The sequence below is a fragment of the Mycolicibacterium sp. MU0050 genome (genome assembly GCF_963378085.1).
Lineage (GTDB): Bacteria > Actinomycetota > Actinomycetes > Mycobacteriales > Mycobacteriaceae > Mycobacterium > Mycobacterium wendilense.
Genome location: NZ_OY726395.1, coordinates 2,207,239 through 2,227,838 on the forward strand (window position 1 = coordinate 2,207,239; position 20,600 = coordinate 2,227,838).

Genomic DNA, 20,600 nt, shown 5'->3' on the forward strand with positions numbered 1-20,600 from the left:
GGTCGGGACTGCTCAGCCGCGGCGGGACCCGACGGGCGTGTCGCGAACCAGCAGCGACAGACCCCAACTCACCACGGAGAGCACGATGGCGGCCCAGATCGCCGTCCACCAGAACTGGTCGATGTCGAGTCCCCAGTGGGTGGTGTTTCGGGTGATCCAGGAGGTGATCCACAACATCAACGCATTGATCACGATGTGGATGAGTCCCAACGTCAAGAGGTAAAGCGGAATGGCCAGCAGCTGAACGATCGGCTTGATGAATGCGTTGATGAGGCCGAAGATGACGGCCACCACCAAAACAATGCCGATTTTCTGCCAGTTATTGCTGCCGCCGACGAAATACACGCCCGGCACCAGCAACGTGACGACCCACAACGCGACGCCGGTCAGCGCGGTGCGCAGCAGAAACGATCCCATCCGTCGATCTTGGCACGGGCACGGTTTCGACGTGGGGGATTGATGATGTCGTGGACCCGCCGCGCGGTGCGCCGGGATGCTACTGTCCGGCAATGGGTTTCGCCCAGGGTTGGCTGTGGCGCCGCGCGGAACCGCTGTGAGGTGGAGCATAACGAGAGCGGTGATGAGTGCGGTGGCGCGATGGGGGCGCGGTGTCGCCAACCTCACCCCGCCGCCGAAAAGCTCGCTTAACTGCTGGTAGCGCAGGCAAAATAGCACGTCGAGGACGTCACTGTGTCGCGAATTGCACCCTGAGGCACCGGGCGACGGGTTAGTGTCTCGTTTGGCGTACTACGAAACCGGTAATACACCGGCGGACAATTTGATTATTGGGAGGGTTTGGATGAGCGGCTACAAGACCGTGGTGGTCGGCACGGACGGCTCCGATTCGTCGTTGCGTGCTGTCGACCGGGCGGGCGCCCTCGCCTCGGCACCGGACGCGAGGGTGATCATCGCGACCGCGTACTTCCCTTCGCAGGACGACACCCGCGCCTCGGACGTGCTCAAGGACGAGGGCTACAAGACCTCCGGCAACGCGCCCATCTACGCGATCCTGCGCGAAGCCAAGGAGCGCGCCAAGGCGGCCGGGGCCACCAACATCGAGGAGAAGGCCGTCGTCGGCGCCCCCGTCGATGCGCTGGTCGAGCTGTCCGAAGAGGTCAACGCCGACCTGTTGGTCATCGGTAACGTCGGTCTGAGCACCATCGCCGGCCGGTTGCTGGGCTCGGTGCCCGCCAACGTGGCACGGCGCTCGAAGATCGACGTCCTGATCGTCCACACGACCAGCTAGCGCAGCGCCCGCGAACTACCAACCACGCTCGCGCCATTCGCCCAGTGCCGGGCGTTCGGCGCCGAGCGTGGTGTCGTCTCCGTGGCCGGGATAGACCACCGTCGAGTCGGGGTAGACGTCGAACACCCGGGTGGTGACGTCGTCGAGGAGCCGCTCGAAGTCCCCGGGCTGCCAGGTCTTGCCGACGCCGCCCGGGAACAGGCAGTCCCCGCTGAACAGCTGCGGCACGCCCCCGACCGCGTCCCCGGTCAGGGCCAGCGCCACCGACCCGGGGGTGTGTCCGCGCAGATGGATCACCGCGAACTCGAGGTTGCCGACGGTGAGGGTGTCGCCGTGGGAGAGGATCCGGTCGGGTTTCACCGGCAGCGGCTCGGTGTCGAGTTCGTGCGCGGCGGTGGGTGCCCCGGTGGCGGCGGCCACGGCCTCCAGGGCCTGCCAGTGATCGAAGTGCTGGTGGCTGGTGACGATCAGCGAGACCTTGGGGACATGCTCGCGGATCACCTCGAGCAGCGTGTCGGCGTCGTTGGCGGCGTCGATGAGCAGGGTTTCGCCGGTGGCCGCACAGGTAATGAGATAGGCATTGTTGTCCATCGGACCAACGGAGACCTTGACGATGGTGGCGCCCGGCAGGCTGCGGCGGGCCCCGCTACCTGGTTCGACGTGTCCGGTGTAGGTATCGGCGATGACGGTCATGACGGCCACGTTACTGGCCGCCGGTCGCTTGTCGGCACCGGCACATAGCATGGGTCGCGACGTCGGAAAGTTAGGAGTGGGGCCGGGTGGCTGACCGCTTAGTAGTCAAGGGTGCGCGCGAGCACAATCTGCGCAGCATCGACCTTGACCTGCCCCGTGATGCGCTGATCGTCTTCACCGGGCTGTCCGGGTCGGGGAAGTCGTCGCTGGCTTTCGACACCATCTTCGCCGAGGGGCAGCGCCGCTACGTGGAGTCGCTGTCGGCCTACGCGCGGCAGTTCCTCGGGCAGATGGACAAGCCGGACGTCGACTTCATCGAGGGCCTGTCCCCGGCGGTGTCGATCGACCAGAAGTCGACCAACCGCAACCCGCGTTCGACGGTCGGGACCATCACCGAGGTCTACGACTACCTGCGACTGCTGTACGCCCGCGCCGGGACCCCGCACTGCCCGGTCTGCGGGGAGCGGATCGCGCGGCAGACCCCGCAGCAGATCGTCGATCAGGTGCTGGCGATGGACGAGGGCCTGCGGTTCCAGGTGCTGGCGCCGGTGGTGCGGACCCGCAAGGGCGAGTTCGTCGACCTGTTCGAGAAGCTCAACACCCAGGGCTACAGCCGGGTCCGCGTCGACGGCGTGGTGTATCCGCTGACCGACCCACCCAAGCTCAAGAAGCAGGAGAAACACGACATCGAGGTCGTGGTCGACCGGCTCACCGTCAAGGCCTCGTCCAAGCAGCGGCTCACCGACTCGGTGGAGACGGCGCTGAACCTCGCCGACGGCATCGTGGTGTTGGACTTCGTGGACCGCGACGACGACGATCCGCACCGCGAGCAGCGTTTCTCGGAGAAGCTGGCCTGTCCCAACGCCCACGCGCTGGCGGTCGACGACCTGGAACCGCGGTCGTTCTCGTTCAACTCGCCGTACGGCGCCTGCCCGGAGTGCCTGGGGCTGGGCTTCCGCAAGGAGGTCGACCCGGACTTGGTGGTGCCCGATCCGGAGATGACGCTGGCCGAGGGGGCCATCGCCCCGTGGTCCATCGGGCAGAGCGCGGAGTACTTCACCCGGATGATGTCGGGCCTGGGGGATGCGCTCGGGTTCGACGTGGACACGCCATGGAACAAGCTGCCCGCCAAGGCGCGCAAGGCGTTGCTGGAGGGTTCCGATCAGCAGGTCCACGTCCGGTACAAGAACCGGTACGGCCGCACCCGGTCCTACTACGCCGACTTCGAAGGCGTGATGGCCTACCTGCAGCGCCGCATGGAACAGACCGACTCCGAGCAGACCAAGGAGCGGTTGGAAGGGTTCATGCGCGACATCCCGTGCCCGGAATGTCAGGGCACCCGCCTCAAGCCGGAGATCCTGGCGGTCACCCTGACCGCCGGTGACCGGGGCGCCAAGTCCATCGCCGAGGTGTGCGCGCTGTCCATCTCGGACTGCTCGGACTTCCTCAACGCGCTCACGCTGGGCCCGCGGGAACAGGCGATCGCCGGGCAGGTCCTCAAGGAGGTGCAGTCGCGACTGGGCTTCCTGCTCGACGTCGGTTTGGAATACCTGTCGCTGGAGCGCGCCGCGGGCACCCTGTCCGGCGGTGAGGCGCAACGAATTCGGCTGGCCACGCAGATCGGCTCGGGTCTGGTGGGGGTGCTCTACGTACTCGACGAACCCTCGATCGGGCTGCACCAGCGCGACAACCGTCGGCTGATCGAAACCCTCACGCGCCTCAAGCAACTCGGCAATACGCTGATCGTCGTCGAACACGACGAGGACACCATCGCGCACTCGGACTGGGTGGTCGACATCGGGCCCGCCGCCGGTGAGCACGGCGGCACCGTCGTGCACAGCGGCCCGTACGCGGACCTGCTGAAGAACCCCGACTCCATCACCGGCGCCTACCTGGCCGGCCGGCAGAGCATCGAGATCCCCGAGATCCGGCGCCCGGTGGACAAGGGACGCCAGCTCAAGGTGATCGGCGCTCGGGAACACAACCTCAAGGAGATCGAGGTGTCGTTCCCGCTCGGGGTGCTCACCGCGGTCACCGGCGTCTCCGGCTCGGGGAAGTCCACCCTGGTCAACGACATCCTGGCGGCGGTCCTGGCCAACAAGCTCAACGGCGCCCGCAACGTGCCGGGCCGGCACACCCGGGTCACCGGTCTCGACCACGTCGACAAGCTGGTCCGCGTCGACCAGTCCCCGATCGGGCGTACCCCGCGGTCCAACCCGGCCACCTACACCGGGGTGTTCGACAAGATCCGCACCCTGTTCGCGGCGACCACCGAGGCCAAGGTGCGCGGCTATCAGCCGGGACGGTTCTCGTTCAACGTCAAAGGTGGTCGCTGCGAGGCATGTTCGGGTGACGGCACCATCAAGATCGAGATGAACTTCCTGCCCGACGTGTATGTGCCCTGCGAGGTGTGTCACGGCGCCCGGTACAACCGGGAAACCCTCGAGGTGCACTACAAGGGCAAGACCATCTCCGAGGTGCTCGACATGTCCATCGAGGACGCCGCCGAGTTCTTCGCGCCGATCACCGGCATCCACCGCTACCTCCGCACCCTGGTGGACGTCGGGTTGGGCTATGTGCGGCTGGGCCAGCCGGCGCCGACGCTGTCCGGCGGCGAGGCGCAGCGCGTCAAGCTGGCCGCAGAGCTGCAGAAGCGCTCCACCGGGCGCACGGTCTACATTCTCGACGAGCCCACCACGGGCCTGCACTTCGAGGACATCCGAAAATTGCTCAAGGTCATCAATGGCCTTGTGGACAAGGGTAACTCGGTGATCGTGATCGAGCACAACCTGGACGTCATCAAGACCTCGGACTGGATCATCGACATGGGGCCCGAAGGCGGCGCCGGCGGCGGCACGGTGGTGGCGCAGGGCACCCCGGAAGACGTTGCGGCCACCCCGGAGAGCTACACCGGAAAGTTCCTCGCCGAGGTGCTGACCGGACGCGCCCCCGCTGCCATCAAGGCCAAGCCCAAGCGGGCGCCGCGCAAGCGCAAGGTCAGCGCCTGATCAGTACCCGCTGATCAGCAACTAGGACTCGTCGTTGCCCATGGATTCCCGGATCTGCCGCAGCCGGTCGGCGGCGGCCCGCTCGCGGGCCTCGTACTGCTCGGCGACCGCGCGGCCCTCGGGGGTCTCCTCGGCGAGTTCGGTGGCCCCGATCGCGGTGCCGTAGCGGTTTTCGATCTTCTCGCGGACCGATTCGAACGTCGGCACGCCGGTGCTGGTGTAACCGTCCTCCTCGGGCGTCGCCGCGGGAGGCTGCTGCTCGTCGGCCATATCGCCACCGTACCCGCAGCGGCGGCCGTCGCGGTGCCCGTCAGCGCGGTTTGGCCAGCGGAAACGGCAGGGTTTCGCGGATGCTGCGGCCGGTGATCAGCATGACCACCCGGTCGACGCCGACGCCCAGCCCGCCGGTGGGCGGCATCGCGTACTCCAGGGCCTGCAGGAAGTCCTCGTCGAGCGACATGGCTTCCGGGTCGCCGCCGGCGGCCAGTAAGGACTGTGCCTGCAGTCGGCGCCGCTGTTCCACCGGGTCGGTCAGCTCGCTGTAGGCGGTGCCGAGCTCGACGCCCCAGGCCACCAGGTCCCAGCGCTCGGCGACGCCGGGTTTGGTGCGGTGCGGCCGGGTCAACGGCGAGACCGAGGTGGGGAAGTCGGTGTAGAACGTCGGGTGCTCGGTGCGGGCCTCGACCAGATGCTCGTACATCTCGAGGACGACGGCGCCTGCGTCCCAATGGTTTTGGTAGGGGACACCGGCGGCGTCACACAGCCGACGCAGCGCGTCCAGTTCGGTGTCGACGTCGATGTGCTCGCCGAGGGCCTCCGACACCGCATCGTGCACCGTTTTGACCGCCCAAGCGCCGGAGATGTCCACCGGCTCCAGCGCGCCGGCCGGCCCGGGGCGCAACACGATCTGCGCACCGTTGGCCGCCGTCGCCGCGTTCTGGATGAGCTCGCGGCAGCCGTCGATCCACACCCGGTAGTCGGCGTGCGCCTGATAGGCCTCCAGCAGCGTGAATTCGGGATTGTGGCTGAAGTCCACGCCCTCGTTGCGAAACGCGCGGCCCAGCTCGAACACCCGCTCCACGCCGCCGACGCACAGTCGCTTCAGGTACAGCTCCGGGGCGATCCGCAGGTAGAGGTCGAGGTCGTAGGCGTTGATGTGGGTGACGAACGGGCGCGCGTTGGCGCCGCCGTGGATCTGCTGCAGGATGGGTGTCTCCACCTCCAGGAAGTCCTTGGCGAACAACGTCTCCCGGATCGAACGCAGCACGTTGCTGCGCGCCCGGATCAGGTCGCGGGCCTCGGGGTTGACGGCCAGGTCGACGTAGCGCGTGCGGACCCGGGCCTCCTGATCGGTGAGCCCCTTCCACTTGTCCGGCAAGGGCCGCAGGCATTTTCCGTTCAATCGCCAGCGCCGCACCAACACCGAGCGGACGCCGGTGTTGCTGCGGCCCATCGTCCCGCTGACCTCGACCAGATCGCCCAAATCGGTGGCGGCGGTGAAACCGTCCAGCCCGTCGTCGAGCGACGCGCGGTCGAACAGCAACTGAATCTCGCCGGACCAATCCCGCAACTGGGCGAACAACACGCCGCCGTAGTCGCGCCGTCGCAACAACCGGCCAGCCACGGTCACCGGGGTGCCGTCGGGGCTGTCGAGTGCCTGTGCCGCGGTGTGACTCGGGGGTCGACCCACCGGGTAGGCGTCGACGCCCTCGGCCTGCAAGGCCGCCAGCTTGGCCATCCGAACCCGGACCTGCTCGGGCAGTGCGGGGGCGGCGGGCGCCTCGTCGAGCAGGTCGGCGAGGTTCGGCGGGGTCGACGGGACCGCCGGGTGTTGTCCGGTGTGGGCCCGGGTGCGGCGGCTGAACGGCAGCACCAGGAAGCCCTCGGCGACCACCGAGGCGACGCCCACCCGGGGGATCATCCGGGCGTCCTCGTAGCAGGCGTAGCGGGGCACCCACTGCGGTTGGTACTTCATGTTGGAGCGGTACAGCGTCTCGAGTTGCCACCACCTCGAGAAGAACACCAGCAGCGCACGCCACAGCCGGGCTATCGGGCCCGCGCCCAGTTGGGCGCCCTGCTCGAATGCGGATCGGAACATGGCGAAGTTCAACGAAATCCGGTTGACACCAAGGGTTTCCGCGTGTTCGCAGAGCTCGCTGACCATCAGTTCGACGGTGCCGTTGGGGGAGCCGGGGGAGCGCCGCATCAGATCCAGCGACGCCCCGGTGCTGCCCCAGGGCACCAGGGACAACATGGCGACGACCTCGGATTCCGCGGGTTCGGTCTGGGCGCGCACGGCCTCGACCAGCAGGCAGTCGCCGTCGGCAGGATCTCCGAGGCGGCCCAGCGCCATCGAGAAGCCGCGCTCGGTCTCGGTGTCCCGCCAGGCGTCGGCCCGGCTCAGCACCTGGGTCATCTCCTCGGCGGACAGCTCCCGGTGCCGGCGGATCCGAACGGTCAGCCCGGCCCGTCGGGCGCGGGTCACCGCCTGGCGCACCGGCTTCATCTCCGGCCCGGAAAGCGTGTAGGCGTCCGGATGCAGGATGGCCTCGTCGCCGAGTTCCAGCGCGCGCAGGCCCGCGTCGCGAAAGGCCTGTGCGGCCGAGGAACTGGCGCCCATCACGCCGGGTGCCCACCCGTAGGTCTCGCACAGGCGCAACCAGGCGCCGATCGCCTGCGCCCACGCCCGCGGATCGCCGACCGGGTCACCGCCGGCCAAGCACACCCCGACCTCGACGCGGTAGGTGATCGCGGCGCGACCGTTCGGGGCGAACACGACCGACTTGTCGCGCCGGGTCGCGAAGTAGCCCAGCGAATCGTTCTTGCCGTAGACCGCGAGCAGGGCGCGCAGGGCGGCCTCGTCCTGACCGGTGAGCGCGTTGTCGGCCCGCTGCGATCGGAACAACACCACGGCCGCGACCATCAGCGCCAGCGCCCCGAACAATCCCAGCACAGTGTTGACCAGCGAATGCGGGTGCCGCCCGTCGAAGACGGTGCCGTCGACGCCGGCGAACGCGAAGACCCGGTTGGCGGCGTACAGCAGCCGCTCGCTGGGCTGCAACGTGCCCGGGAACAGTTCGAGCAGGCCCCAGCCCAGCAGGATGCCGACGGACATCCCGGCCAGTAGGGCGCCGGCGGCGCGGACCACCGCGCCGCGGCGCACCCGGGCCCAGAACTGCTTACGCGCCAACACCAGCGCGGCGATCGCGGTGACGTGGAAGACCAGCCCGACGATCTCACCGAGCTCGGCGCCCAGCGATTCGGAGCCGATGACCAGATCGCCGACGTTGACGACGATCGCCCCCACCAGATAGAGGATCAGGATCCACCAGGCGATTCGTTTCCGGGCCGCCAGCGCCGCGGCCAACAGGGCGAGCACGAAGGCCCACGCGAAGCTGGTGTCGGGGAAGTTGAACAGGTAGTCGTCGATGAACTCCCGCGGGACCCGGATGATCGACCGGACCAACGGGGAGACGCTGGCGATCAGCGCCAGCGTGGCGATGACACCGATGATCCAGCCGGCGGCCGCCGGCACCCAGGAAAAACGTGACGGCGAGTGCCCGACCGAGCGGACAGCGAGGGTCATAGGCCGGGAGATTATGCGCTACCGGCCTCGTTCGTAGGGCAGATCCGCGGGTCGTTACCAGACCGGTCCGGTGTACTTCTCGCCCGGTCCGTGCCCGGGCTCCTCCGGGGCCGCGCTGGCCTCGCGGAACGCCAGCTGCAGGCTCTTGAGCCCGTCGCGCAGCGGGCCCGCGTGCGCGCCCAGGTATTCGGCGCTGGCGGTGACCAGGCCGGCCAGCGCGGTGATGAGCCGGCGGGCCTCGTCGAGATCGCGGTACGGACTATCGTCGGGGTCCGGCTCGGAGAGCCCGAGCTTCTCGGCGGCCGCGCTCATCAGCATCACCGCCGACCGGGTGATCACCTCGACCGCCGGAATCTCGGCGAGCTCGCGCACGGCGGGTTCGGGATCGGCCGCGGAGCCGGAGGGGTCGGTCACGATTCTGGGATCATCGGTCATGCCTGCTAGACTGACATGCGCGACCGTCTCGGCAACTGCCGGGACAGCAAGTGGAGTCCCGCTCCCACCGTAGACCCGCCGGGTTCTACGGTCCGGTCACCGGCAGCTCAGCCGTCGGTTCCGCCCCGGTCTCACCGTGGGCGGGCGGTTAGTCACCGTGATCGGTCGGCATTCGGGCCCTGCTTTTGAGCAGGGCTTTTTGCTGAACTGGGTGGGGTTTCGACAGTGGAACACAACCAGGGAGGCCCCATCAGCACTGAGACCCGCGTCAACGAGCGCATTCGTGTACCTGAAGTCCGCTTGATCGGCCCCGGCGGGGAACAGGTAGGCATCGTGCGCATCGAAGATGCCCTCCGCGTTGCCGCGGATGCCGATCTCGACCTCGTCGAAGTAGCCCCTGATGCCAGACCACCGGTCTGCAAGATCATGGACTACGGCAAGTACAAGTACGAGACGGCCCAGAAGGCACGCGAGTCTCGCAAGAACCAGCAGCAGACCGTCGTCAAGGAACAGAAGCTGCGTCCCAAGATCGACCCCCACGACTACGAGACCAAGAAGGGTCACGTCGTGCGCTTCCTGGAAGCCGGGTCCAAGGTCAAGGTGACGATCATGTTCCGCGGCCGCGAGCAGTCCCGCCCCGAGCTGGGCTACCGGCTGCTACAGCGACTGGGCGCCGACGTGGCCGACTACGGCTTCGTCGAGACCTCGGCCAAGCAGGACGGCCGCAACATGACGATGGTGCTGGCACCGCACCGCGGCGCGAAGACTCGTGCGAAGGCAGCGCAAGACGCTGACGCGCCGAGTCAGCGACCCGGCGCAGCGGCCAAGGCGGCCGAACCGCCGCCCACCGACACAGCAGAACCAACACAGAACTGAGGATCCATGCCCAAGGCCAAGACCCATAGCGGTGCTTCGAAGCGGTTCCGTCGCACCGGAACCGGCAAGATCGTGCGTCAGAAGGCCGGCCGTCGCCACCTGCTCGAGCACAAGTCCAGCCGGCGCACCCGGCGCCTGGATGGCCGCACCGATGTGGCCGCCGGTGACGCCGGCCGCGTCGCGAAGATGCTCAACGGCTGAGGCCGTCGGCCGGCTCGAACATTTCTGACTTTCTCGATCAACGATAGGAACATCCAATGGCACGCGTGAAGCGGGCAGTCAATGCCCAGAAGAAGCGACGTGAGATTCTCAAGGCCTCGAAGGGCTACCGTGGCCAGCGCTCGCGGCTCTACCGCAAGGCCAAAGAGCAGCAGCTGCATTCACTGACCTACGCCTACCGGGACCGCCGCGCCCGCAAGGGCGAGTTCCGCAAGCTGTGGATCTCGCGGATCAACGCCGCTGCCCGCGCGAACGACATCACCTACAACCGCCTGATTCAGGGCCTCAAGGCCGCGGGCGTCGAGGTGGACCGCAAGAACCTGGCGGAGATCGCCGTCAGTGACCCGGCGGCGTTCACCGCGCTGGTCGAGGTGGCCAAGGCCGCCCTTCCCGCTGATGTCAACGCTCCGGCCGGCGAGGCCGCCTGAGCGCCCTGACCGAACGGTCGGCCCGCGTGGTCGCCGCAGCCAAGCTGTTGCGACTCGCGGGCCGTCGTCGTGCCGGACGGTTTCTGGCCGAAGGTCCGAACCTGGTGACCGCGGCGACGCAGGCCGGCGTGGTGACCGAGGTGTTCGCCACCGAGGCCGCGCTACAGCGCCACGCCGATGCCGTCGGCGGTGCCACGGTGCACGTGGTGACGGAGCGGGCGGCGAAGGCGTTGTCCGACACCGTCACTCCGACCGGGCTGGTGGCGGTCTGCGAGACACCGGACCCGGCACTGTCGGCGGTGCTGCCCGGCGCCCGCCTGATCGCGGTGGCGGTGGGTGTCTCCGAGCCCGGTAACGCCGGCACGCTGATCCGGCTGGGACATGCGATGGGCGCCGACGCGGTGGTGCTCGCCGGGCACAGCGTCGATCCCTACAACGGCAAGTGTCTGCGGGCCTCCACCGGCAGCATCTTCGCGGTCCCGGTGGTGGTGGAACCGGATACCGCCGCGGTGATTTCGGCGCTGCAGGACAATGGCCTGCGGGTGCTCGCCACGGCCCTCGACGGTGAAATCGACCTGGCGCAGGCCGATCTCGCCGGGCCCACCGCCTGGCTGTTCGGACCCGAGGCCCATGGCCTGCCCGCCGATGTCGCCGGCGCCGCCGACCACCGGGTGCGCATCGAGATGCCCGGCGACGCCGAAAGTCTCAACGTCGGCGCGGCGGCGGCGATCTGTCTGTACCAGAGCGCCCGCGCGCACCACGCCGACGGTCGCCCTTAGCCGCTGAGCAGGCCCCGCGCCACGTGGGTGATCTGTACCTCGTTGCTGCCGGCGTAGATCATCAGCGACTTCGCGTCGCGGGCAAGCTGTTCCACCCGGTACTCCGTCATGTAGCCGTTGCCGCCGAAGAGTTGCACCGCCTCCATCGCGACGTCGGTGGCCGCCTGCGAGCAGTAGTACTTGATCGCCGACGCCTCGGCCAGCGAGATCTCCACCCCGTTCTGGCGCGCCTCGATGACGCGGAACAGCATGTTTCGCACGTTCATCCGCGCCACTTCCATGTTGGCCAGCTTCAGCTGGATCAGCTGGAATTGGCCGATCTCCTTGCCCCACAGGGTTCGGCTCTTGGCGTAGTCCACGCTGAGCCGCAGGCATTCCTCGATGACGCCGAGGGCCATGGCGGCGACGCCGATCCGTTCGGTGGAGAAGCTGGAGCGGGCGCTGTCGCGGCCGTCGCCGGCGTTGTTGCTCTCCGTCCCGCCGAGCAGCCGGTCCGGTCCCAGGCGCACATTGTGGAAAAACAGCTCGCCGGTGCGCGAGGAGTGGATGCCCATCTTGCGGAACGGTTTCGACTGTTCGAAGCCCTCCATGCCGCGGTCCAGGACGAAGGTCAGCACCGGGCGGTCGCGCTTGTCCACGCTCGCATCGCCGTCGTCGAGTTTGGCGTAGACGACCACGACGTCGGCGTCCGGGCCGTTGGTGATGAAGGTCTTCTGGCCGTTGAGGATGTAGTCGTCACCGTCGCGGGTGACGTAGGACTTCATGCCGCCGAACGCATCGGAGCCCGAGTCCGGTTCGGTGATGGCCCAGGCGCCGATCTTCTCGTAGGTCACCAACCCGGGCAGCCAGCGTTCCTGCTGGGCCAGGGTGCCCCGGGAGGCGATCGTCGGAACGGTCAGGCCGAGGCTGACGCCCATGCCGGTGACGATGCCCATCGACACCCGGCACAGCTCGCTGATCAGCATGAACCCCATGCCGGCCGAGCCGCCGCTGTCGCCGAACATGCCGCCGGACTTGCCGGAACCGCCGGCGGCCCCGGCGGTGGTGCCGTTGCGCATCCGGTCCAGGCGCTTCTCCAGCGATTCGCGCGCCATCGCGTCAAGTCCGAAGGTGGCGAACAGCTTTCGGACAATGGGGTAGGGCTCCATGTCGCCGCTCTCCAGCGCGTCGAGATGGGGCCGCACCTCCTTGTCGATGAATTGGCGAACTGCATCGCGCACGGCAAGGTCGACGTCGGTCCATTCGATCATGGGCAGCAGACTACGCTGCGGGACGGCGCCCCCGGGCAGGGCGTCGGCCCGCCAGCGAGAACGTCGTGTGCACCAGCGAGCCGGCCCGTTCCACCAGCACCTTGGGGTGCGGCGGGGCGGGTACCGGCGGCAGTGGGAACGGTGCCTTGCGCCGCGGGGCGTAGTGCATCGGCATGCCCTTGCGGTCGGCCGGCGGGTCGGTGAAGAACGGCGCTTCCACCAGGGGGGCGTCCGCGGGGGCGCGGCCGGATTCGCGGCGGTAGGCGGCCAGCGCCCGCGGATGCAGCCTGATCTCGTCGGGTACCGCCCAGAACGCGATCTCGATGGCCTTGCCGATCAGCCGCAGCAGCACCTCGTCGCCCGGTGTCCACCGCATGCCGGCCCGCTCCCGGATGGCCGGGTCGAAGACGCCGGCGGCCACCCAGCGCTGCGCGGCGAGCATCGGGCGAAACATCTGGTCCCACAGCGGAGTCGGCATCAGGACGAACTTCGGCTTCGGGATCCGCATGGCGAAGATGTCCAGCGTCGCCGGGTTGATCTCCAGTTCCTCGCGGCAGGTGCGGTCCCAGTACTCGCAGAAGTCCTCCCAGGATTTCGGCACCGGCCGCATGCTCATGCCGTACATCGCGTACCACTGCACGTGTTCGTCGAACAGTTGCCGCTTCTCGGCCTCGGTCAGGCCGCCGCAAAAGTACTCGGCCACCTTGATGATCAGCATGAAGAAGGTGGCGTGCGCCCAGTAGAAGGTGTCCGGGTCCAGGGCGTGATACCGGCGGCCCTGCGCGTCGGTGCCCTTGATGGTGTGATGGAAACCGCGGACCTGCGCGCCGGTCTGCGCGGCGCGTTCGCCGTCGTAGACCACCCCCATGATGGGATAGACCGACCGCGCCACCCGCTGCAGGGGCTCGCGGTGCAGGATCGAGTGTTCTTCGACACCCGCCCCGAGTTGCGGATACATGTTCTGGATCGACCCGATCCACATACCGAGTATCCCGGTGCGCAGGTCGCCGAAGTATTTCCAGGTCAGGGAATCCGGACCGAGGGGATCCGGCATGTCCGCCGCGGCGGTATCGGGAACGCTGGTAGTCATCGCTGCTCCTCTCCGGTGACCCCGGTCACACGACGATATAGCTGACAACTCTCGTTGTCTACGGCTTCGGGCGTGTGTGGCGGCATCTGTTATCCAATCGCCATCGCCGGGCCGGAACCGCCCCCGGCCGGGCGTTCGCCGCGGGGTGATATGAAGACGGGCGAGGACTCAGGAGATCGAATGGACACCGACCGGGCGCGCCAGCACGCCGTGGGAGACATTCCGCGCCGTACCGCGGCGCGGTATGCGCACAAGACCGCGATCATCGACGGCGCAACCACATTGACGTTCGCCGAGTTCGATCAAGCGGTCAATCGGGTGGCGAATGCTCTACTCGAGCGCGGGTTGCGCAAGGGGGACCGGTGCGCGATCCTGTCGCGGAACCGCTGGGAGTACGCGGTGTTGTCGTTCGCGACCGCACGCATCGGTGTCATCCTGGTGCCGATCAACTTCATGTTGAACGCCGAAGAAGTCGCCTACATCCTCGAGCATTCGGGCGCTGCAACGGTGGTCGCCGAGGCCGGCCTGGCCGAGACGGCCGACGGTGCGATCGCCCTGCAGTCCGGCGATGTTCGTCGAATCATGCTGGACGGCAACGATGGTCACCGCGACTGGGAACCATTCGCGGAGTTGTTGTCCGCGCCCGACACGGCGCCGCCGTTTGTTTCGATCTCCGATGATGATCCGGTTCGACTGATGTACACCAGCGGCACCGAGTCGCGTCCCAAGGGCGCGCTGCTGAGCAGTCGCGCTCTGATGTGGGAGTACGTCAGCTGCGCCATCGACGGCGGCATGAGCCACGACGACGTCGAACTGCACGCCCTGCCGCTGTACCACTGCGCCCAGCTGGACTGCTTCCTGGGCCCGGACATCTACCTGGGTGCCACCAGCATCATCACCGCCGGCCCGGACCCCGAGACCGTTCTTGCGCTGATCGAAAAGCACGGCGTCACCAAGTTTTTCGCGCCACCGACGGTCTGGATATCGCTGTTGCGCTCGCCGGCGTTCGACACCACCGACCTCTCCACGCTCGCCAAGGGCTACTACGGCGCCTCGGCGATGCCCGTCGAGGTCCTGCGCGAGATCGCCGAGCGTCTCCCCAACGTCCGGCTGTGGAACTTCTACGGCCAGACCGAGATGTCGCCGGTCGCCACCATCCTGGCGCCCCACGAGCAGCTGACCCACGCGGGATCGGCCGGGCGACCCGTCCTGAACGTCGAAACGTTCGTCGTCGACGAGCACGGCGAGCCGCTGCCGGCCGGCGAGGTCGGTGAGATCGTCCACCGCAGCCCGCACGCCACCCTCGGCTACTACAACGATCCCGAGAAGACGGCCGAGGCGTTCGCCGGCGGCTTCTTCCACTCCGGCGACCTGGGCGTGTTCGACGAGCACGGCCTGTTGCGGGTGGTGGACCGCAAGAAGGACATGATCAAGACCGGCGGGGAGAACGTCGCCAGCCGCGAAGTCGAAGAGGCGATCTATCTGCATCCGGGGGTCGCCGAGGTCGCCGTCTTCGGAGTCGCCGACCCGAAATGGGTCGAGGCCGTCGCCGCCGTGGTCGTGCCCCGGGACGGCGTCGCGCTCACCGACCAGGAGGTCGTCGAGCACTGCCGCGCCCGGTTGGCCGGCTACAAGACACCGAAACACGTGGTGCTCGCGGCGTCGCTGCCGAAGAATCCCAGTGGCAAGATCCTCAAAAGGGTGCTGCGGGAGGAATTCGAGACGTCACGCAAGTCAACGGCGTAGCGCCGACCCGCGGTGTCTCAGCGGAATTCGTCGGCGGAGGCCTCGACCCAGTCGGAGCGCCACGACAGCGGCGCCGGGTCCTCGAGGAGTTCGTCGGGCATCAGCCACTCGTAGAGCTCGGCATAGGTCTGGGTGCGCTGACCCGGCACGCGCCGGGTGAGCATCGACGGGTCCAGGTCGGCGAAGCTGTCGAGCCCCATCGACGCGACGATCTGGGCCGCGCTGGCCACCGTGGCCCGTTGGAAGTTCGCCACCCGGGCGGTCTTGTCCGGCACGTGCAGCGCCCGCGCCAGGCCCGGGTCCTGGGTGGCGACGCCGGTGGGGCAGCGGTTGGTGTTGCACTTGAGCGCCTGGATGCACCCGACGGCGAACATCATCGCCCGCGCCGACAGCGTGAAGTCGGCGCCCTGGATGATCCGCGACACGATGTCCACACCGCTGGCGACCTTGCCGGAGGCGCCGATGCGGATGCGGTCCCGCAGGCCGACGCCCACCAGCGCGTTGTGCACCAGCATCAGACCTTCGGTCAGCGGCATCCCGACGTGGTCCTCGAATTCCTGCGGCGCGGCCCCGGTGCCGCCCTCGGCGCCGTCGACGATGATGAAGTCCGGCGTGATGCCGGTGGCCAGCATGGCCTTGCAGATCGACAGGAACTCCGAGCGTGACCCCACGCACAGCTTGAAGCCGACCGGCTTTCCCTCGGCCAACGTGCGCAGGGTCGCGATGAACGTCATCAGTTCGGTCGGCGTCGAGAACGCACTGTGCACCGGCGGCGACACCACGGTCTGGCCCGGCGGCACCCCGCGGGTCGCGGCGATCTCCGCGTTGACCTTGGCTCCCGGCAGCACGCCGCCCAGGCCCGGCTTGGCGCCCTGGGACAGCTTGATCGAGATCGCCTTCACCGCGGGCAGTCGCGCCTTCTCGGCGAACGCCACCGGGTCGAAGTGGCCATTGGCGTCGCGGCAGCCGAAATACCCCGAACCGATCTGGAAGATCAGGTCTCCACCCGGACGCAGGTGATAGGGGGAGATGCCGCCCTCCCCGGTGTCGTGCGCGAAGCCGCCGCGGGCCGCGCCGGCGTTGAGCGCCTCCACCGCCGTCGGCGACAGTGCGCCGAAACTCATCCCGGACACGTTGAGCAGCGCGATGTCGTAGGGCTGGGTGCAGTCTGGGCCGCCGATGCGCACGCTCGGTGCCGCGGTGGGAGCGACCTTGGCGCGCAGCGAGTGCCGCAGGAATTCGTATCCCGGTGCGTTGACGTTGCGTTCGGTGCCGAACGGCTCGTCACCCTTGGTGCCCTTGGCACGTTCGTAGACCATGTCGCGGGTTTCGCGGTCGAACGGGGTGCCGTCGGTGCTGGACTCGATGAAGTACTGCTGGATCTCGGGGCGGATGCTCTCCATCAGATAGCGGAGATGGCCGATGATGGGGAACGCCCGCAGGATGGTGTGTTGGGTCTGCAGCAGGTCGAACACCCCGACGGTGGCCAGCGCCGCCACCGGCGCCGCGGCCAGCCACCAGGCAGCGTGACCGACGACTGCCAGCAACCCCAACAGCACGGCCGTGACCGCGACCCCGGCGACGAGCAATGGCCTCAGCACGGCGCGAGGGTACCAACGGGCATCACCTATGATCAGCACTGGCGTCACACCGGTGTCGCAACTGTCGAGGAGGCTCTCACCGAGTGGGTGACGAACTGGATTTGTCGAGCGAGGCTCTGGATGCCGCGGTCCTCGCGGCCCAGCAGGCGTTCGAGGCCGCAGCGGACATCGACGCGCTGGCCAAGGCCAAAACGGCACACCTCGGCGACCGGTCGCCGTTGGCGCAGGCCCGGCAGTCGCTGGGCAGCCTGCCCAAGACCGAACGCGCCGACGCCGGCAAGCGGGTCAACGTCGCCCGCGCAGCGGCTCAGCAACTCTTCGACGACCGGCTCGCCGTCCTTCGCGCCGAGCGGGACGCCGCGGTCCTGGTGGCCGAGCGCATCGACGTCACGTTGCCGTCGACCCGGCAGCCCACCGGCGCGCGCCACCCGATCACCATCCTGGCCGAACACGTCGCCGACACGTTCGTGGCGATGGGCTGGGAGCTGGCCGAGGGCCCCGAGGTCGAGACCGAGCAGTTCAACTTCGACGCGCTGAACTTCGGTCCCGATCACCCCGCCCGCAGCGAATCGGACACCTTCCACGTGGCCCCGGAGGGGTCGCGCCAACTGCTGCGTACCCACACCTCGCCGGTGCAGGTGCGGGCGCTGCTGGAACGCGAACTGCCGGTGTACATCATCTCCATCGGACGCACCTTCCGTACCGACGAACTCGACGCCACCCACACCCCGGTCTTCCACCAGGTGGAGGGGTTGGCCGTCGACCGCGGACTGACCATGGCGCACCTCAAGGGCACCCTCGACGCGTTCGCCCGCGCGCTGTTCGGGCCCGAGGGCCGCACCCGGGTACGGCCGCACTTCTTTCCGTTCACCGAGCCGTCGGCCGAGGTCGACGTGTGGTTCGCCAACAAGAAGGGCGGCCCCGGCTGGGTCGAATGGGGCGGCTGCGGCATGGTCGACCCCAACGTGTTGATCGCGGCCGGGATCGACCCCCAGGAGTACTCGGGCTTCGCGTTCGGCATGGGTCTGGAACGCACGCTGCAGTTCCGCAACGGGATCCCCGACATGCGCGACATGGTCGAGGGCGATGTGCGGTTCTCGCTGCCGTTCGGGGTGGGTGCCTGATGCGGCTGCCGTACAGCTGGTTGAGCGAAGTGGTGCGCGCCGGCGCGCCGGAATTCGCCGCCACGCCAAGCGAAATCGAGCAGGCGCTGATCCGCGTCGGTCACGAGGTGGAAGACGTGGTGGCCCTCGGGCCGGTCACCGGTCCACTGGCCGTCGGGCGGGTCGCCGAGATCGAGGAACTCACCGAGTTCAAGAAGCCGATCCGGGCCTGCAAGGTGGATGTGGGGGAGTCCGAGCTCCGCGACATCGTCTGTGGCGCCACCAATTTCGTGGTCGGTGACCTCGTGGTGGTGGCCCTGCCGGGCGCGACTCTGCCGGGTGACTTCCGGATCGCCAGCCGCAAGACCTACGGCCGCGTCTCCGACGGCATGATCTGCTCGGCCGCCGAACTCGGTCTGGGCAGCGATCATTCGGGCATCCTGGTGCTGCCGGCGGGGACCGCCGAGCCCGGTGCCGACGGCCTCGAGGTCCTGGGCCTCGACGATGTGGTGTTCGACCTCGCCATCACCCCGGACCGCGGGTACGGCCTGTCGGTGCGCGGTATCGCCCGCGAGATCGCCTGCGCCTACGACCTGCCCTTCGCCGACCCGGCCGAGGTGCCGGCGCTGCCGGTCGAAGGGGAGGCCTGGCCGCTGACGGTCGACCCCGCCACCGGCGTCAGCCGCTTCGCGCTGCGCCCTGTCACCGGCATCGACCAGCACGCCGCCTCACCGTGGTGGCTGCGACGCCGGTTGATGCTGTGCGGGATCCGGCCCATCTCCCCGGCGGTCGACGTCACCAACTACGTGATGCTGGAACTGGGCCATCCGATGCACGCGCATGACCGGGCGCGCATCCAGGGCGGTTTCGCGGTCCGGTTCGCCACCCCCGGCGAGACCGTGGTGACCCTCGACGACGTCGAGCGCAAGCTGGATCCGGGCGACGTGCTGATCGTCGACGACGTCGCCACCGCCGCCATCGGCGGTGTGATGGGTGCGGGGAGCACCGAGATCGGCGACGAGTCGACGGATGTTCTTCTGGAGGCGGCGATTTGGGATCCGGCGGCGGTGTCGCGCACCCAACGCCGGCTCCATCTGGTCAGCGAGGCCGGCCGGCGCTACGAACGCGCGGTCGACCCGGCCATCTCGGTGGCTGCGCTGGACCGCTGCGCCGCCCTGCTCGCCGAGATCGCCGGCGGTCGGGTGGAGCCCACGCTCACCGACTGGCGCGGCGACCCGCCGCGCCAGGACTGGTCCGGCGCCCCCGTGCGGATGGCCGCGGACCTGCCCGACCGCACGGCCGGGGTGCGTTACCCCGACGGCGTCGCGGCGGCCCGGCTGACGCAGATCGGGGCGCGGGTGGACACCGCCGAGGACGATCCCGCGGTCCTGGTGGTGACCCCGCCGAGTTGGCGCCCCGACCTGGTGCGCCCGGCCGACCTGGTCGAAGAGGTGCTGCGGCTCGAGGGCCTCGACACCATTCCGTCGGTGCTGCCGGCCGCGCCCGCCGGTCGCGGCCTGACCGCGGCGCAGCAGCGCCACCGCGCCGTCGGAAAGTCGCTGGCGCTGTCCGGGTTCGTCGAAGTGCTGCCGACGCCGTTCCTGCCGGCCGGCGTCTTCGACACCTGGGGGCTGCCCGCCGACGACCCGCGCCGCAACACCGCCTCGGTGCTCAATCCGCTGGAGGCCGACCGCCCGCAGCTGGCCTCCACGCTGCTGCCCGGTCTGCTGGAAGCGTTGGGACGCAATGTGTCCCGGGGGACCGCCGATGTGGCGCTGTTCGCCATCGCGCAGGTGGTCGAGCGCACCGAACAGACCCGCGCGGTCGAGCTGATCCCCACCGATCGCCGCCCGACCGAGGCGGAGATCGCCGCGCTGGACGCCTCGCTGCCGCGGCAGCCCCAGCACGTCGGCGTGGTGCTCACCGGCTTGCGGGAGCCGCGCGGACCGTGGGGGCCGGGCCGGCGCGTCGAGGCCGCCGATGCCTTCGAGGCGGTGCGCGTGGTGGCCCGCGCGTGCGGCGTCGAGGTGTCGCTGCGGCCGTCGGCGCAGCTGCCCTGGCATCCGGGCCGTTGCGCGGAGGTGTTCGTCGGCGAGACCAGCGTGGGTCATGCCGGGCAGCTGCATCCCGCGGTGCTCGAACGGGCCGGGCTGCCCAAGGGCACCTGCGCGGCCGAGCTGAGCCTCGCCGACATCCCGATCACGACGCCGCTGCCCGCGCCGCGGGTCTCCCCGTTCCCGGCGGTGTTCCAGGACGTCAGCCTGGTGGTCGACGAGGACATCCCGGCGCAGACGGTCATCGACGCGGTCCGCGCCGGGGCCGGCGAGTTGCTCGAGGCCGTCGACCTGTTCGACGTCTACACCGGCCCGCAGATCGGGGAGGGCCGCAAGTCGCTGACGCTGGCGTTGCGGTTCCGCGCTCCCGATCGGACGCTCACCGAGGACGACGCCAGCGCGGCGCGCGCGGCCGCGGTGGAGCACGCCGGTGCGGCCGTGGGCGCCACCCAGCGCGCCTGACTCGACGAATGAATTTGCATAAGC

Annotated in this window: 17 protein-coding genes; 9 read left to right on the top strand and 8 right to left on the bottom strand. The window is 68.8% G+C overall.

All coding sequences use genetic code 11. From position 1 onward, the window contains the following. Positions 1 to 12 precede the first annotated feature (12 nt). On the bottom strand, positions 13 to 417 hold the full coding sequence (locus tag R2K23_RS10355) for a phage holin family protein (RefSeq protein ID WP_316516430.1): 405 nt from the start codon (positions 415 to 417) through the stop codon (positions 13 to 15). Between the two features lie 382 nt (positions 418 to 799). Here R2K23_RS10355 and R2K23_RS10360 point away from each other — a divergent pair, with 382 nt between their 5' ends. Next, on the top strand, positions 800 to 1,246 hold the full coding sequence (locus R2K23_RS10360; protein WP_316516433.1) for a universal stress protein: 447 nt from the start codon (positions 800 to 802) through the stop codon (positions 1,244 to 1,246). Between the two features lie 15 nt (positions 1,247 to 1,261). Here R2K23_RS10360 and R2K23_RS10365 read toward each other — a convergent pair whose 3' ends face one another. Continuing rightward, positions 1,262 to 1,939, bottom strand: coding sequence for an MBL fold metallo-hydrolase (locus R2K23_RS10365; protein WP_316516434.1), 678 nt, complete (start codon positions 1,937 to 1,939; stop codon positions 1,262 to 1,264). Positions 1,940 to 2,025: 86 nt separating this feature from the next. Here R2K23_RS10365 and uvrA point away from each other — a divergent pair, with 86 nt between their 5' ends. After that, the gene (uvrA, locus tag R2K23_RS10370) at positions 2,026 to 4,947 is read left to right on the top strand and encodes an excinuclease ABC subunit UvrA (RefSeq protein WP_316516437.1); all 2,922 of its coding nucleotides are present in this window, start codon (positions 2,026 to 2,028) and stop codon (positions 4,945 to 4,947) included. Between the two features lie 21 nt (positions 4,948 to 4,968). Here the strand turns inward: uvrA and R2K23_RS10375 are convergent, their stop codons facing one another. Genes R2K23_RS10375 through R2K23_RS10385 form a run of 3 tightly spaced genes read right to left on the bottom strand, consistent with a single transcriptional unit; the run spans position 4,969 to position 8,968 of the window. Beyond that, positions 4,969 to 5,217 carry a hypothetical protein gene (locus tag R2K23_RS10375; RefSeq protein WP_316516438.1) on the bottom strand — a complete coding sequence of 83 codons (249 nt, stop codon included), beginning with the start codon at positions 5,215 to 5,217 and terminating at the stop codon, positions 4,969 to 4,971. A gap of 40 nt (positions 5,218 to 5,257) precedes the next feature. Then, positions 5,258 to 8,533, bottom strand: a complete 3,276-nt coding sequence (gene lysX, locus R2K23_RS10380) for a bifunctional lysylphosphatidylglycerol synthetase/lysine--tRNA ligase LysX (protein ID WP_316516439.1) — start codon at positions 8,531 to 8,533, stop codon at positions 5,258 to 5,260. Positions 8,534 to 8,587: 54 nt separating this feature from the next. Further along, positions 8,588 to 8,968, bottom strand: a complete 381-nt coding sequence (locus R2K23_RS10385; RefSeq protein WP_316516441.1) for a DUF1844 domain-containing protein — start codon at positions 8,966 to 8,968, stop codon at positions 8,588 to 8,590. Between the two features lie 225 nt (positions 8,969 to 9,193). On the opposite strand from R2K23_RS10385, the gene infC reads away from it, so the two are divergent. Genes infC through R2K23_RS10405 form a run of 4 tightly spaced genes read left to right on the top strand, consistent with a single transcriptional unit; the run spans position 9,194 to position 11,270 of the window. Further along, positions 9,194 to 9,844 (top strand): translation initiation factor IF-3, encoded by a 651-nt coding sequence (infC, locus tag R2K23_RS10390; RefSeq protein WP_316516443.1) that lies wholly within the window; start codon positions 9,194 to 9,196, stop codon positions 9,842 to 9,844. A 6-nt stretch (positions 9,845 to 9,850) separates the two neighbouring features. Beyond that, positions 9,851 to 10,045, top strand: coding sequence for a 50S ribosomal protein L35 (rpmI, locus tag R2K23_RS10395; protein WP_316516445.1), 195 nt, complete (start codon positions 9,851 to 9,853; stop codon positions 10,043 to 10,045). 56 nt (positions 10,046 to 10,101) lie between these two features. Then, positions 10,102 to 10,491, top strand: a complete 390-nt coding sequence (gene rplT / locus R2K23_RS10400; protein ID WP_316516447.1) for a 50S ribosomal protein L20 — start codon at positions 10,102 to 10,104, stop codon at positions 10,489 to 10,491. Positions 10,492 to 10,517: 26 nt separating this feature from the next. Then, a complete protein-coding gene (locus R2K23_RS10405) occupies positions 10,518 to 11,270 on the top strand; it encodes a TrmH family RNA methyltransferase (protein WP_316516448.1) in 753 nt (250 codons plus the stop codon). On the opposite strand, the gene R2K23_RS10410 is transcribed toward R2K23_RS10405, so the two are convergent. After that, positions 11,267 to 12,520, bottom strand: a complete 1,254-nt coding sequence (locus tag R2K23_RS10410) for an acyl-CoA dehydrogenase family protein (RefSeq protein ID WP_316516452.1) — start codon at positions 12,518 to 12,520, stop codon at positions 11,267 to 11,269. The two genes, R2K23_RS10405 and R2K23_RS10410, sit on opposite strands and share 4 nt — an antisense overlap. A 10-nt stretch (positions 12,521 to 12,530) precedes the next feature. Further along, positions 12,531 to 13,610: an oxygenase MpaB family protein gene (locus R2K23_RS10415; protein WP_316516454.1), complete on the bottom strand. Its 1,080-nt coding sequence runs from the start codon at positions 13,608 to 13,610 to the stop codon at positions 12,531 to 12,533. A 180-nt stretch (positions 13,611 to 13,790) separates the two neighbouring features. Between R2K23_RS10415 and R2K23_RS10420 the strand changes: the two genes are divergently transcribed. Beyond that, positions 13,791 to 15,356, top strand: coding sequence for an acyl-CoA synthetase (locus R2K23_RS10420; protein WP_316516455.1), 1,566 nt, complete (start codon positions 13,791 to 13,793; stop codon positions 15,354 to 15,356). A 17-nt stretch (positions 15,357 to 15,373) separates the two neighbouring features. Here R2K23_RS10420 and R2K23_RS10425 read toward each other — a convergent pair whose 3' ends face one another. Then, complete coding sequence (locus tag R2K23_RS10425) at positions 15,374 to 16,957, bottom strand: FMN-binding glutamate synthase family protein (RefSeq protein WP_396893390.1); 1,584 nt, start codon at positions 16,955 to 16,957, stop codon at positions 15,374 to 15,376. Between the two features lie 83 nt (positions 16,958 to 17,040). Between R2K23_RS10425 and pheS the strand changes: the two genes are divergently transcribed. Both pheS and pheT read left to right on the top strand, forming a co-directional pair. Further along, entirely contained in the window at positions 17,041 to 18,081 is a 1,041-nt protein-coding gene (pheS, locus tag R2K23_RS10430; RefSeq protein WP_316516457.1) for a phenylalanine--tRNA ligase subunit alpha, read from the top strand. Next, positions 18,081 to 20,576 (top strand): phenylalanine--tRNA ligase subunit beta, encoded by a 2,496-nt coding sequence (gene pheT / locus R2K23_RS10435; protein WP_316516459.1) that lies wholly within the window; start codon positions 18,081 to 18,083, stop codon positions 20,574 to 20,576. The genes pheS and pheT overlap by 1 nt, the downstream gene beginning before the upstream one ends. The last annotated feature ends 24 nt before the right edge of the window (positions 20,577 to 20,600 follow it).